The organism is Deferrisoma camini S3R1, assembly GCF_000526155.1.
Lineage (GTDB): Bacteria > Desulfobacterota > Deferrisomatia > Deferrisomatales > Deferrisomataceae > Deferrisoma > Deferrisoma camini.
Window position 1 is genome coordinate 870821 of record NZ_JAFN01000001.1, and the last position, 12726, is coordinate 883546.

Below are 12726 nucleotides of genomic sequence, written 5' to 3' on the forward strand. Positions count from 1 at the left end.
TCATGGACATTTCCGTCGTATCGGGCCCGGCCGGCGTCGCGCCGGCCGACATCGAAACCGGCCGAAACGCCCAACCCATCGCGGACTTCCAGGACTTCCTGAAGCTGTTCGTGTCCCAGCTGAAGTACCAGGACCCCTTGAGTCCCACGGGCAGCGAGGAGTTCCTGGCCGAGACCGCCCAGTTCTCCACCGTGGAGCAGCTGGTCAACCTGAACCGAAGGGCCGAGGCGGCGGTCCAGGGGGGCGAGGTGCTGCGGCGGGCCACCGCGGCGGCGTATCTGGGCCGCACGGTGACCGCCTCGATCTCCGGGGAGGGGGGCGACACCGTGGTCACGGGGCGGGTGACCGCGATCGAGTTCGCGGACGACGGGGCCGTGTTACTGGGCCTGGACGACGGGCAGGAGGTGCCGCTGGCCGACGTGGTGCACGTGGCCGGCGGATGACCGTTTGGATCCTCACACACAGGAGGTGGACCCATGCTTCGCTCCTTCTACTCCGGCATTGCGGGCCTCCGGAACCACCAGGAGGCCATGGACGTCATCGGGAACAACATCGCCAACGTGAACACCCCGGGGTTCAAGGGGAGCCGGACCACGTTCATGGAGGCGTTGAGCCAGACCCTCCAGGGGGCCCGAGAGGCTTCGAACGCGCTGGGCGGGCGCAACCCCGTCCAGATCGGGCTGGGCATGACCGTGGCGGCCATCGACAAGAATATGAGCCAGGGGGCGCTCCAGTCCACCGGGAACAACCTGGACCTGGCCATCGAGGGCCAAGGGTTCTTCATCGTGGGGCAGGGGGACAACTACTTCTACAGCCGGGCCGGCGCGTTCCAGGTGGACGACGAGTTCAACCTGGTGACGAACACCGGCGACCGGGTGTTCGGGTGGATCGACAGCGACCAGAACGGGGTGGTGGACCCGGAGCGGGACGTACTCGGGTTCATCAACCTCGACCGCCGCGGGGACGGCCAGATCACCAACGTGCTCGCCAGCGCCACCCCCGCGGTGAACGGCCCCAACCTGGGGGATGCTTCCCTCGGGCCGGTCACCACCTTCCCCACCACCGTGACGGACGAGTGGCGGATCGAGTGCACGGACGCCACCACCGGTGAGTTCACGGTCACGGGGGCCCGCAGCGGGGTGCAGGGAACGGTGCGGGTGGGGGAGACCTTCACGGATCCGGACCTGGGCACCTTCGTGGTGAACGGGGGAACGCCGGCGAAGGCCAGCCTGTCGCTCGACAGCAACGGCGACGGCACCGCCATCGTGCTGACGGCCGTGGAGTACGGCGCCGGAGGGAACGACATCCACGTGGAGTTCGTGAACGAGGGCCCCAACCGCAGCCTGGGGGTGAGCGTCAGCGGAACCAAGATCACGGTGAGCCTGGGCACGGACAACCTCGGCCGCGTGACGAGCACCGAGCAGGACGTGGTGGACGCCATCAACAACCATCCCCAGGCCCGGGACATGGTGGAGGCCAGCGGAGGGGGCACCTCGCCGGCCCAGGCCACCATCGACCGGTACCTCCAAGGGGGCAGCGGGCCGAACGAGGGGGACTACTTCACCCTGACCACCACCGCCCCGGGGGGGGCCGCCCTGGAGAACCTGACCGTGAGCCGGGACGGCGCGATCATCGGGATCTTCGAGAACGGCACCACCGAGGAGATCGCCCGGGTGGCCCTGGGGCTCGTGCCCAACCCCCAGGGGTTGCTCGCGATGGGGGGCGGGAAGTTCGCCGAGTCGCCGACCTCGGGCTCCGGGTTTCCGCCGGTGATGCCGGGCAGCGGGGGGGCCGGCACGGTGGCCTCCGGGTTCCTCGAGATGTCCAACGTGGACCTGACCCGGGAGTTCACCGACATGATCGTGACCCAGAGGGGTTTCCAGGCCAACTCCCGGATCATCACCACCAGCGACGAGATGCTCCAGGACCTCCTTGCATTGAAGCGGTAACGGTAAAGTTTCCGCAACATCGGGCGATCAGAGAGGGGGCGGGGACCACCCGCCCCCTCTCTTCTTGTTTGGTTCCGGACGCCGTGGTAAAGGAAAGGGCCTTCAGGCCCCTGAGGGGCAGGGCAACAGGGGAAAGGCTGCTGGAGAGCCGCGTGCGGCTCCTTAGCTCGCCGCCCAGCGCCTCCAACGCTCGCACCGTGAAACCGTTCGGTCCCCGGCCGGACTGCCATGCAACCACTGTTGGTGCCCCGTGCCTGCGCGGCGAATCTCATGCCCGGCTTCGCGCGCGGCCGGAAGCGGACCCCATGCCCCACCGCCGAAACCGTGCGGGGATCGGTTCGAGTTGTTTCTTCGCAAACAGGCCGCCTCGCGGTCTACTGGAGCTGAAGTCTGGCCCTTGAAACCTATGCCCCCGGAGCGTGAGGTGGTGGCGCTGAGGCCGGTTGTGTCGAGAACGCTTGGATATCAAAGAGGTTTTCGAGCTTTCTAGTCTCCTGGCCTCCGAGCCTCCTAACCCCCTAGCCGAAGTCGCTGGAAAGGGCGCCATGAACAAGAAGAAGCTGATCTTCATCGTGGGCGGCCTGGTGCTGCTGCTGGGTCTTGCGGGGGGCGGCTTTTTCGCCTACAAGACCTTTTTCGCGGCGCCGCCCCCGGAAGAGGCGGAGAAGGCTCCCGAGCCGCCCCAGCCGAAGGTGACGCTGGGGCCGATCTACCCCCTGGATCCGTTCCTCGTGAACCTGGCGGATCCGGGCCGGCCCCGGTTCCTGAAGGTGGTCATGGAGCTGGAGCTGGACGGCGAGGCCGTGAGCGCGGAGCTGGACACCCTGCGTCCTAAGGTTCGGGATGCGCTGTTGACCCTGCTGTCGAGCAAGACCTCGGCCGACCTCGTGACCGTGGCCGACAAGGAGAAGCTCCGCAACGAGATCCTCCACCGCTTGAACTCGTTCCTGGGGACGGGCAAAGTGGTGGAGGTGTACTTCAGTGAGTTCGTGGTGCAGTAGGGAGGCCCATGCCCCGCTCCAAGGTCAACACCGACGAAGAGGCGGCCCGGTATCAACGGGACTGGGGACTGTTGCGAGACGTCCCGCTCCGGTTAAACGTGGAGGTGGGACGGGCCCGGATGCGGATCCGGGACGTGCTGGCCCTGGAGGAGGGTGCCCTGGTGGTGACCCAGAAGCTCTCGGGCGAGCCCATGGACCTGAGCCTGGACGGCGAGATCTTCGCGCGGGCGGAGGTGATCATCATCAAGGACCGGCTCTGGGCGCGGCTCACCAAGATCGTGGGGGGAGAGCGGTGAGGCGGGTGCTCCTGTGGGTGGCGGCCCTGGCCCTCCTGGCGGGCCCGGCCGCTGCAGGCCAGGCCGTGGTGCAGTGGGAGTACGGGTACGTGAACGTGCGCTCCGCGCCCGACGGCCGCAAGGTGGACCGGCTGGAGCGGGGGGCGCGGGTGGAGACCCTGGAGACCCGGGGGGAATGGGTGCGCGTTCGCTACGAAGGGCGGGACGGGTGGGTGGTGGCCCGGAGCCTGCGGCCCGTGAAGGCGCCCCCGGCCCGGGAGCCCCAGGGGCCCGCCCCGGAGGCGCCGGCCGCGGCCGAGCCCCGGCCCGCGGCCCCGCCGGCGCAGGTGCGGGAGGAGCCGGCACCGCCTCCCCCGGCGGCCGAGCCCCCGGCCCGGGAGGCCGGCCGCGGTTACCTGGCCGAGTACCTGGACCGGCCGGAGCCCCAGCCGAGCCGGCCGGGAGGGGCGTGGCTCCAGATCCTGTCGGGGCTATTCCTGGTTCTGGCCCTGATCGGCGGAGCGGTCTGGGTGGCGCGGATGGTCCTGGCCCGGCGCCCCGGCCTGGGGAGGGCTTCGGGGGGGATCCGGATCCTCGCGACCCGGCCCCTGGGCCCCCGGCAGGGGCTGCTGCTGGTGGAGGCGGGCGGGCTCGTGTGGCTGCTGGCCCAGGGGCCCGAGGGGGTGCGCCCCATCGCCGAGATCCGGGACGCGGACGCGCTCAAACGGCTCAACGAGCGGTACGGCTTCCTGGAGAGCCCGTTCGAAGCGGAGCTCCGGAAGCAGGTGGACCTGGAGTCCGAGGGGAGCCCGGTCCCCGAACCCGCCCCGGAGGCGGGCGGGCCCACCCCTGAGGAGCGGCTGGCCGCCCTGCGGCGCCGGCCGCGGCCGGGTGACCCCACGTGAGACGGCTGGCGGCCGCCGCCGCGCTCGTGGTCTGGGCAGGCGCCGCCCACGCCCAAGAGGCGGTGCTGCCGGCCCTGCGGTTCGGCATCGACCGGGCCACGGGGCCCCAGGACGTCAGCCTCACCCTCCAGATCGTGTTCCTCCTGACGGTGCTCACCCTGGCGCCGGCGATCCTCATCCTGCTCACCTCGTTCACCCGGATCATCGTGGTCCTGTCGTTCCTGCGCAACGCCCTGGGCACCCAGGCCATGCCGCCGAACCAGGTCCTCGTGGGGCTCGCCCTGTTCCTGACGTTCTTCGTGATGACCCCCACCTGGAACCAGGTGTACACGGGGGCCCTGCGGCCGTACCTGGACGGTCGGATCCCCCAGGCCGAGGCGCTGGAACGGGCCGAGCCCCCGGTCCGGCGGTTCCTGCTGGAGCACACGCGTGAGAAGGACATCGCCCTGTTCGTCCGCCTGGGTCAGGGGCCCCGCCCCCGCAGCCCCGAGGAGGTGCCGTTCGCGGCGCTGGTGCCGGCCTTCGTGATCAGCGAGCTGCGAACCGCGTTCACGATCGGGTTCCTCCTGTACATCCCGTTCGTGGTGATCGATCTGGTGGTGGCCAGCGTGCTCATGAGCATGGGCATGTTCATGCTGCCGCCGATGATGGTGAGCCTGCCGTTCAAGATCATCTTCTTCGTCCTAGTGGACGGGTGGAACCTGGTGGTGGGGAGCCTGGCGAGGAGCATACTGGGATGACCCCGGACGACGTGCTGGCCCTGGCCCGAAGGGCAGTGGAGATCACCCTGATGCTGTCGGGCCCGCTGTTGTTGGTGTCGCTGGTGGTGGGGGTGATCATCAGCCTCCTGCAGGCGGTCACCCAGATCCAGGAGCAGACCCTCACCTTCGTGCCGAAGTTCCTGGCCATCGTGGTCGTGTTCCTGCTGATGCTCCCCTGGGCCATGAATCTCATGCTGGGTTACGCCACCGAGCTGTTCCTGAGCTTCCACCGGTTCGCGGGGTAGGCGGCCGTCCGCCCATGCTGGGGATCACCGACGTCCAGTTTTTCGGCTTCCTGTTGGTCCTGCTTCGCACCGCGTCGTTGTTCTCGTTCGCGCCGGTGTTCTCGAGCCCGTTCGTGCCGGTTCAGGTCAAGGCCGCCGCGGTCCTGGGGTTGAGCGTGGGGCTCGCCGGGCTGGGGCTCGCCCCGGCCGTGGCGGTGCCCCCCACGGCGGCGGGCGTGGCGGCCCTGGCCGGGCGCGAGGTGGTGGTGGGGCTGCTGGCCGGGTTCGTGGCCCGCCTGGTGTTCGCGGCCGTGCAGTTCGGGGGCCAGCTGGTGGGGTTCCAGATGGGGTTGGGGATCGTCAGCGTCATGGACCCCCAGTTCGAGACCCAGATCTCGGTGGTCAGCCAGTTGGAGTTCGTCCTGGCCCTGCTCCTGTTCCTGTCGGTGGGGGGCGACCGGATGTTGGTGGAGGCGTTCGTGTCGAGCCTGGCGACCGTGCCGCCCGGAGGGTGGTGGGACTCGCCAGCGGTGATGGAGGTGCTGGTACGTCTGTCGGGCGACGTGTTCCGGCTGGGGGTGACCCTGGCCGCGCCCGTGATCGCCGCCCTGTTCGCGGCCCACGTGATCCTGGGGGTGTTCGCCCGGGCGGTTCCCCAGATGAACATGCTCATCCTGGGGTTTCCCCTGCAGATCCTGGTGGGGTTCACGGTGCTGGGGCTGTCCCTGCGGCACTGGGGCCGGGCGTTCCTGTGGGCGCTGCAGGACAGCTTCCGGGCGCTCGAGGCGCTCGGGAGGATCTGGGGGTAGCCCGTGGCCGCGGACGATCAGGAACGAACCGAAGCCGCAACCCCGAAACGCCGCAGAGAGGCCCGGGAGGAGGGCCAGGTCGCCCGCAGCCCCGAGGTGCTCACCGCGTTCGTGCTGGGGGCGGGGGTGCTCGGCGTGTGGCTGGGCGCGGGCCACCTGTACCGGGAGCTGGCAGGGCTGACCCTGGACGTGATCCGCCAGGGGGGCGGCCTCGATCTCCGGCCGGATGCGGCGGCCGCCCTGGCGCTGCGGGTGTTCCGGGCCCTGCTCAGCGGGCTGGCGCCCGTGTTCCTGGCCGCGCTGGTGGGGGGCGTTGCGGGCAACGTGGTCCAGGTGGGGTTCCTGGTGTCGTTCAAGGCGATCGAGCCCAATCCGGACCGCATCAACCCGATCTCGGGGTTCGGCAATCTGTTCCAGTGGGCCAAGGTGGTCGACCTGGCCAAGAGCCTGCTCAAGGTGGTGGCCGTGGGGTGGGCCGCCTATCTCGCCCTGCGGGACCGGCTGTGGGAGTTTCCGGCCCTGGCCGGGGTTCCTCCCCGCACCCTCCTGGAGTTCCTGCTGGCCAAGGTGGCCTTCCCCATCCTGCGCAACGTGCTGCTCGTGTACGTGGCGATCGCGTTGCTCGACTATGCGTTCCAGCGGTGGCAGTTCGAGAAGAAGATCCGGATGACCAAGCAGGAGATCAAGGACGAGTACAAGGAGACCGAGGGCGACCCACTGGTCCGGAGCCGCATCCGCACCCTGCAGCGCGAGATGGCCCGGCGCCGGATGATGGCCGAGGTGCCCCGGTCCGACGTGGTGATCACCAACCCCACCCACTTTGCCGTGGCCCTTCGCTACGTGCCGGAGGAGATGGACGCGCCCCAGGTGACCGCCAAGGGCGCGGACCGGGTGGCCGAGAAGATCCTCGAGCTGGCCCGGGAGCACCGGGTGCCCGTGGTGGAGGATCCCCCGGTGGCCCGGGCCCTGTACCGCCAGACCGAGCCGGGCGATCGGGTGCCGGCAGACCTGTTCCAGGCCGTGGCCGAGATCCTCGCGCACGTCTACCGCCTGACCGGGCGGATCCCCGGCGAAGCACCCACGCAGCCCCCTCCCACCTCCGGAGCCTGACGGCCGCCGGGCGGCTTCCATGGAACTTCGGTCGTCGGTCTACGGTCAACGGTCGCCGGTCTGAGGCCTTCGGCCCGCTGGGCGACCAGGCGGCTGGACGGCTCACGAACCGCGCCAAGCTCGGGGGGCATGGGTTTCAGGGGCCAGAATTCAGAAGTCGGTGGACAGGGAGAAGGCTCTTCGGCCCCCCGAGAGGATCCTCCCGGGAACCCAAACTGCTTTTCGGGATTTCCTGTCTCCTGTTCGCTTCCATGTAGCTTCCGCTAGGACGCTAGGACGCATAAAAACCTACTTGATTCCAAAGTGTTCCAAGTATGGCCCCGCCTCTTTGTCGTCATCTCACGGTCTCGGGGAGGAAGGGACCTGGTGGAGCGCCCGCCCGCCTAAAGGGGCCGAGATCCCCGTGGTCTCCAGTCTCTAGTTTCTAGTCTTCGGCCCGCCGGAAGCAGGCCCCATGCCCCACCGCCGGCAACGCTCCCGGCGCCCCGTGGCCACGCCAGAAGGACGGTTTCCGGTGTCCCCCAAAACGGGTCAAGTTCTTTTCGGCCGGTGCCGATGGGTATGCCGAACGGCCCCGGGGCGGGAGCCGGCCCCGAGGCAACCGCGGTCGAAAGGAGCGGACGTGATCCGGGTGTTGGTGGTGGACGACTCGGCGTTCATGCGCAAGGCCCTGTCGAGGCTGCTCGAGGACGATCCCGAGATCCGGGTGGTGGGCAGCGCCCGGGACGGGTACGAGGCCCTGGAGAAGGTGCAGGAGCTGGACCCGGATCTCGTGACCCTCGACGTGGAGATGCCCCGGATGGACGGCCTCGAGGCCCTGGCGCGGATCATGGAGACCTCGCCGAGGCCGGTGATCATGGTGTCCAGCGTGACCGAGGAGGGCGCCGAGGTGACCCTGAGGGCGCTGGACATGGGCGCCGTGGACTACGTGCCCAAGAACATCGGCTCCAACCCCCTCGAGGTGGTGAAGATCCGGCAGACCCTGTGCCAGAAGGTCAAGGCGGTGGCCCGCCGCGGCGCGCCCCCGAAGCCGGCCCCGACCTCCGAGTCCCGCCGCCCGGCGCGGCTGGGGCCGGCCCGGTTGGTGGCGATCGGCGCGTCCACCGGCGGGCCCCCCGCGCTCCAGAAGGTGTTCTCGGGGCTTCCGGAGGGGTTTGGGGCGCCGGTCCTGGTGGTGCAGCACATGCCCAAGGCGTTCACGAAGGCGTTCGCGAAGCGGCTGGACGCCATGGGCCCCCTGGCGGTGAAGGAGGCCGAGAGCGGAGACCGGCTGGAGGCCGGCCGGGCCTTCGTGGCGCCCGGGGGGCGGCACGTGGTGGTCCACCGGGACGGCCGGGGGCTGGTTCTCCAGGTCACCGAACGGCCGGCGGACACCCTGCACCGGCCCAGCGTGGACGTCACCTTCCGGTCGGTGGCCGAGATCCCGGTGTCGGACGCCCTGGCGGTGGTCCTGACCGGCATGGGGTCGGACGGGGCCCGGGGCGCGGCAGCGATCAAGGCCCGGGGCGGGAGCGTGGTGGCCCAGAGCCCCGAGACCTGCGTGGTGTACGGGATGCCCCGGGCCGTGGTGGAGGCGGGCGTGGCCGATGCGGTGCTTCCCATCGACCGCATCGCGCCCGCGATCCGGGAGGCGGTGCCGTGAGCTTGGAACGGGTGGTGGAGGTGATCAAGCGGTCCGGCGAGCTCCCCACCATCGGTGCGGTGGCGGCCGAGGTCATGCGCCTGGCCGGGGACCCCTCGGCGGACTTCGGAAAGGTGGCGGCAGCGGTGGAGAACGATCCGTCGCTCGCCGCCAAGGTTCTGAGGCTGGCCAACTCCCCGTTCTACGGACTCCGGGGGGAGGTGGCCTCGGTGGAGCGGGCGGTGGCCCTCCTGGGCATGACCCAGGTTCGCAACATCGCCCTGTCGCTGTCCCTGATCCGGGACTTCTCGGGGGCCTACGGCGGCGAGACCTTCCGGTGGGACCGGTTCTGGGAGCACTCGGCCGGCGTGGCCCTGATCGCGGAGACCATGACCCGGCTGCTCAGGCTGCCGGTGTCGGGCACCGAGTACGCGGCCGGCCTGCTCCACGACGTGGGCAAGATCCTGCTGGGGCACCACTTCCCGGAGGAGTTCGGCCGGTGCCTGGACCTGGCGGCGCGGCGTCAGGTCTCTCTGTGGGAGGTGGAGCCGGAGGTGTTCGGCACCCACCACGCGGAGTTGGGGGGGTGGATCGCCGAGCGCTGGGGGTTCCCGGCCCCGCTGCGCGGTGCCATCCGCTACCACCACGAGCCCGGCGAGGCCGGGGACGAGCACGGGGTGGCGGCCGTGGTGCACCTGGCCGACCTCTTCGCCAAGGTCAAGCAGATCGGGTTCGGGGGCGACCGGGTGGCGGTGTGCTTCGCCGACGACCCCGCCTGGGCCGTTCTGGTGGAGCGGCAGCCCCACCTGAGGGTCCTGGACCTGGCCCGGTTCACGCTGCAGCTGGACCAGGAGGTCGAGATGGCCCGGGCCCTGGCGAAGCTGGGGAGGGAGCCGTGAGCGGCTCCGCCAACCTGCGCCAGGGCGTCGTGAGCTTGTCGGCCGAGGAGTTCCGGGCGATCCGGGACTTCCTGTACGAGCGCAGCGGGCTGTACTTCGCCGAGAACAAGAAATACCTGCTCGAGAACCGGTTGGCCCGGTGCATGGAGCAGGCCGGGGCCGAGACCGTGGCCCAGTACCTGAGCCTGCTGCGCTCCCCCACCCGGGGCCGGTCGGCCCTCATGAACCTGCTCGACGCGGTCACCACCCACGAGACCTCCTTCTTCCGGCACCGGGCCCAGCTGGAGGCGTTCCAGCGCCAGGTGCTGCCCCAGCTGATGGAGGACCTGAAGAGGCGCGGCCGCCGGAGCCTGCGGCTGTGGAGCGCGGCGTGCTCCTCGGGGGAGGAGCCCTACACCCTGGCCATGCTGATCCTCGAGGCCCTGGGGCCCGACCTGGGGGGGTGGAACGTGCGCATCTACGGAACGGACATCGCCCACTCCGTGATCCAGAAGGCCCGGGGCGCGGAGTACACCCGGTACTCGTTCCGGGGTACCCCGGCGTACTACGCGCAGAAGTACTTCGACGTGTTGGGGCCGGACCGTTTCCGCGTGAAGGAGGAGGTGCGCAGCCTGGTGGAGTTCGGCCTGCTCAACTTCGCGGACGACCTGCGCATGGGCCGCATGAGGGGGTTCCAGACGATCTTTTGCCGCAACGCGCTCATCTACTTCGACAAGCCGGCCAAACGCAAGTTCGTGGCCCACTTCTACCGGGCCCTGGATCCGGGCGGGTATCTGTTCGTGGGCCACAGCGAGTCGCTCCACGGCATTACCGACGAGTTCAAGCTGGTCCATTTCCCCGGGGCGATGGGCTACTTGAAGCCGGCCGTTCCGTAGGGTCTGTCCAGGGAGGTGTCCATGGAACCCGACCGAGTGTCCCCGGAGGTGGCCGAGCTCCTGCCGGACTATCTGGCCGACGCCCGGGAGTGCCTGGAGCGCGCCTCCGGGATCCTGCTCGCCATCGAGCGGGGGGACGACGACCCCGAGCTGCGGGCCGACCTGTACCGGCAGATGCACGTGATCAAAGGGGGGGCGGGACTGATGGGGTTCCGGACCGTGGAGGCGGTCACCCATGCCGCCGAGACCGCCCTGGGGCCGGTGAAGCGGGGGGAGCGGCCGTTCACCCCGGCCCTGGCCGCCGGCCTGCTCCGGGCCCACGACGTGATCGCGGCCCTGCTCAACGAGTTGGAGGCGGACGGGCGGACCCGCACCGACCCGGGGCCCGCCCTGGAGGCCCTCGAGGCGGCCGCCCGGGGGGAAGAGCCGGCCCCGAGCGAGACGGAGCCGGCCCCCTCGCCGGAAGCCCCTCCGGACCCCCCCGCCGACGGGCTCGCTTCGGACGACGAGGTGGTGCAGGAGTTCTTCGTCGAGGCCTGGGAGCTGATGGAGGAGCTGGAGCAGGACTTGGTGGCCCTGGAGGAGTCGCCGGACGACGCGGAGCTGCTCAACAAGATCTTCCGGGCGGCCCACACCCTGAAGGGGTCCAGCTCGTTCCTCGGGTTCGACGCCATCAGCCGGGTGACCCACCGGGTCGAGGACGTGTTCAACAAGCTGCGCCGGGGTGAGATGGTGGCCTCGGGCGAGGTCATGGACGTGGTGCTCGAGGCCGTGGACCGGCTCCGCAGGCTCCTGGAGGCGGCCCAGGCCGGCCGGCCCGGCCCGGCCGTGGACGACGTGCTGGGGGCCCTGACCGAGGCCGTGGAGAGCGGCCGCCCCAAGCGGCTGGGGGAGATCCTGGTGGAGCAGGAGGGGGTTCCAGCGGAGGCGGTGGAGAAGGCCCTGCAGAGCCAGAAGGACGGCAAGCCCCTGGGCCAGGTGCTGGTGGAGCAGAAGGCGGTTCCCCCCGAGGTGGTCGAGCGGGGCCTGGCGCGGCAAAGGCAGATGCAGCGGCCGGCCCCCGAACAGACCGTGCGGGTGGACGTGGGACGCCTGGACACCCTGATGAACCTGGTGGGGGAGCTGGTGCTGGCGAAGAACCGCCTGGCCCGGCTGCGGGCCGAGGCGGAGGAGCGGTGGCCGGGGGAGGACCTGGTCGAGGCCCTGGGCGAGACCTCGGCCCAGGTGGACCTGGTGGCCTCGGACCTCCAGCTGGCGGTCATGAAGACGCGGTTGGTGCCGATCGGCAAGGTGTTCCGGAAGTTTCCCCGGATGGTGCGCGATCTCGCGCGCAACCTGGGCAAGGGGCTTCGCCTGGAGGTGGAGGGCGAGGGCACCGAGCTGGACAAGTCGGTGGTGGAGGTGATCGGGGACCCGCTGGTCCACCTGATCCGCAACGCCGCGGACCACGGGGTGGAGCCCCCCGAGGAACGGGAGCGGGCCAGAAAGCCCCGGGACGGGGTGATCCGGCTGTCGGCCCGCCACGAGGGGAACCACATCGTGGTGGAGGTGGCCGACGACGGGCGGGGCATGGACCCGGAGCGGCTGAAGGCCAAGGCCGTGGAGAAGGGTCTCCTGAGCGCCCAGGACGCGGCCGCGCTGTCGCCGAAGGAGGCGTTCAACCTGGTGTTCGCCCCGGGCTTCTCCACGGCGGAGAAGGTGTCGAACGTGAGCGGCCGGGGGGTGGGCATGGACGTGGTGCGCACGAACATCCAGCAGCTCAACGGCCTGATCGAGATCGACTCGGAGCCCGGGCGGGGCACGAAGGTGGAGCTCAGGATCCCCCTGACCCTGGCCATCATCCAGGCCCTCCTCGTCCGGTGCGGCCCCGAGGTCTACGCGATCCCCCTGGTGAGCGTGTTGGAGACCGTGCGGGTCGAGCCGGGGCAGGTGAAGCCCCTGGACGGGGTGCCCGTGCTCCGGCTGCGGGATCAGGTGGTGCCCCTCGTGTACCTGGACCGGCTGTTGGCCGTACCCCCCCACGAGCGGTCGGCCCGGGAGTACGTGGTGGTGATCGGGCTCGCCGAGAAACGGGTGGGGGTGGTGGTGGGCGGCCTCCTGGGGGAGCAGGAGGTGGTGATCAAGAGTCTGGGGGGATACCTGTCGGACACCCCTGCGGTGGCGGGGGCCACGATCCTGGGTGACGGCCGGGTGACGCTGATCCTCGACGTGAACCAGGTCCTGGACTTGGCGGGCAAGACCGCGCCGCCCCGGGCCGCAGCCTGACCCGCCCGCCGCGGGCCACGGGACACGGAGGT

The 12726-nt window shown here is 70.3% G+C and carries 13 protein-coding genes; all 13 read left to right on the forward strand.

The window, feature by feature from the left end; translation table 11 throughout:
* The first annotated feature begins 2 nt into the window (after positions 1-2).
* The 13 genes from DEFCA_RS0103715 to DEFCA_RS19085 all read left to right on the forward strand — a co-directional run bounded on the left by DEFCA_RS0103715 (position 3) and on the right by DEFCA_RS19085 (position 12694).
* Positions 3-443 carry a flagellar hook assembly protein FlgD gene (locus DEFCA_RS0103715; protein WP_025321693.1) on the forward strand — a complete coding sequence of 147 codons (441 nt, stop codon included), beginning with the start codon at positions 3-5 and terminating at the stop codon, positions 441-443.
* Positions 444-476: 33 nt separating this feature from the next.
* Positions 477-1949: a flagellar hook protein FlgE gene (locus DEFCA_RS19075; RefSeq protein WP_025321694.1), complete on the forward strand. Its 1473-nt coding sequence runs from the start codon at positions 477-479 to the stop codon at positions 1947-1949.
* A gap of 545 nt (positions 1950-2494) precedes the next feature.
* Positions 2495-2950 carry a flagellar basal body-associated FliL family protein gene (locus DEFCA_RS0103725; protein ID WP_025321695.1) on the forward strand — a complete coding sequence of 152 codons (456 nt, stop codon included), beginning with the start codon at positions 2495-2497 and terminating at the stop codon, positions 2948-2950.
* Between the two features lie 8 nt (positions 2951-2958).
* Complete coding sequence (locus DEFCA_RS0103730; RefSeq protein WP_025321696.1) at positions 2959-3246, forward strand: FliM/FliN family flagellar motor switch protein; 288 nt, start codon at positions 2959-2961, stop codon at positions 3244-3246.
* Entirely contained in the window at positions 3243-4130 is an 888-nt protein-coding gene (locus DEFCA_RS21980; RefSeq protein WP_025321697.1) for a flagellar biosynthetic protein FliO, read from the forward strand. The genes DEFCA_RS0103730 and DEFCA_RS21980 overlap by 4 nt, the downstream gene beginning before the upstream one ends.
* Complete coding sequence (gene fliP, locus DEFCA_RS0103740; RefSeq protein WP_025321698.1) at positions 4127-4870, forward strand: flagellar type III secretion system pore protein FliP; 744 nt, start codon at positions 4127-4129, stop codon at positions 4868-4870. Before DEFCA_RS21980 ends, fliP begins: the two co-directional genes overlap by 4 nt.
* Positions 4867-5136 (forward strand): flagellar biosynthesis protein FliQ, encoded by a 270-nt coding sequence (gene fliQ / locus DEFCA_RS0103745; protein ID WP_025321699.1) that lies wholly within the window; start codon positions 4867-4869, stop codon positions 5134-5136. Before fliP ends, fliQ begins: the two co-directional genes overlap by 4 nt.
* Positions 5137-5150: 14 nt before the next feature.
* On the forward strand, positions 5151-5924 hold the full coding sequence (gene fliR / locus DEFCA_RS0103750; RefSeq protein WP_025321700.1) for a flagellar biosynthetic protein FliR: 774 nt from the start codon (positions 5151-5153) through the stop codon (positions 5922-5924).
* Between the two features lie 3 nt (positions 5925-5927).
* Complete coding sequence (gene flhB / locus DEFCA_RS0103755; RefSeq protein ID WP_025321701.1) at positions 5928-7034, forward strand: flagellar biosynthesis protein FlhB; 1107 nt, start codon at positions 5928-5930, stop codon at positions 7032-7034.
* 622 nt (positions 7035-7656) lie between these two features.
* Positions 7657-8676 (forward strand): protein-glutamate methylesterase/protein-glutamine glutaminase, encoded by a 1020-nt coding sequence (locus DEFCA_RS0103760; protein WP_025321702.1) that lies wholly within the window; start codon positions 7657-7659, stop codon positions 8674-8676.
* Positions 8673-9554 carry an HDOD domain-containing protein gene (locus DEFCA_RS0103765; RefSeq protein ID WP_025321703.1) on the forward strand — a complete coding sequence of 294 codons (882 nt, stop codon included), beginning with the start codon at positions 8673-8675 and terminating at the stop codon, positions 9552-9554. Before DEFCA_RS0103760 ends, DEFCA_RS0103765 begins: the two co-directional genes overlap by 4 nt.
* On the forward strand, positions 9551-10429 hold the full coding sequence (locus DEFCA_RS0103770) for a CheR family methyltransferase (protein WP_051463189.1): 879 nt from the start codon (positions 9551-9553) through the stop codon (positions 10427-10429). The genes DEFCA_RS0103765 and DEFCA_RS0103770 overlap by 4 nt, the downstream gene beginning before the upstream one ends.
* Before the next feature lie 21 nt (positions 10430-10450).
* A complete protein-coding gene (locus tag DEFCA_RS19085; RefSeq protein ID WP_025321705.1) occupies positions 10451-12694 on the forward strand; it encodes a chemotaxis protein CheA in 2244 nt (747 codons plus the stop codon).
* Positions 12695-12726: the final 32 nt, after the last annotated feature.

Excerpts from the sequence above, each read along its gene's own strand:
- DEFCA_RS0103715 (WP_025321693.1), top strand. The coding sequence starts at position 3 with ATGGACATTTCCGTCGTATCGGGCCCGGCCGGCGTCGCGCCGGCCGAC.
- DEFCA_RS19075 (WP_025321694.1), top strand. The coding sequence starts at position 477 with ATGCTTCGCTCCTTCTACTCCGGCATTGCGGGCCTCCGGAACCACCAG.
- DEFCA_RS0103725 (WP_025321695.1), top strand. The coding sequence starts at position 2,495 with ATGAACAAGAAGAAGCTGATCTTCATCGTGGGCGGCCTGGTGCTGCTG.
- DEFCA_RS0103730 (WP_025321696.1), top strand. The coding sequence starts at position 2,959 with ATGCCCCGCTCCAAGGTCAACACCGACGAAGAGGCGGCCCGGTATCAA.
- fliQ (WP_025321699.1), top strand. The coding sequence starts at position 4,867 with ATGACCCCGGACGACGTGCTGGCCCTGGCCCGAAGGGCAGTGGAGATC.
- fliR (WP_025321700.1), top strand. The coding sequence starts at position 5,151 with ATGCTGGGGATCACCGACGTCCAGTTTTTCGGCTTCCTGTTGGTCCTG.
- DEFCA_RS19085 (WP_025321705.1), top strand. The coding sequence starts at position 10,451 with ATGGAACCCGACCGAGTGTCCCCGGAGGTGGCCGAGCTCCTGCCGGAC.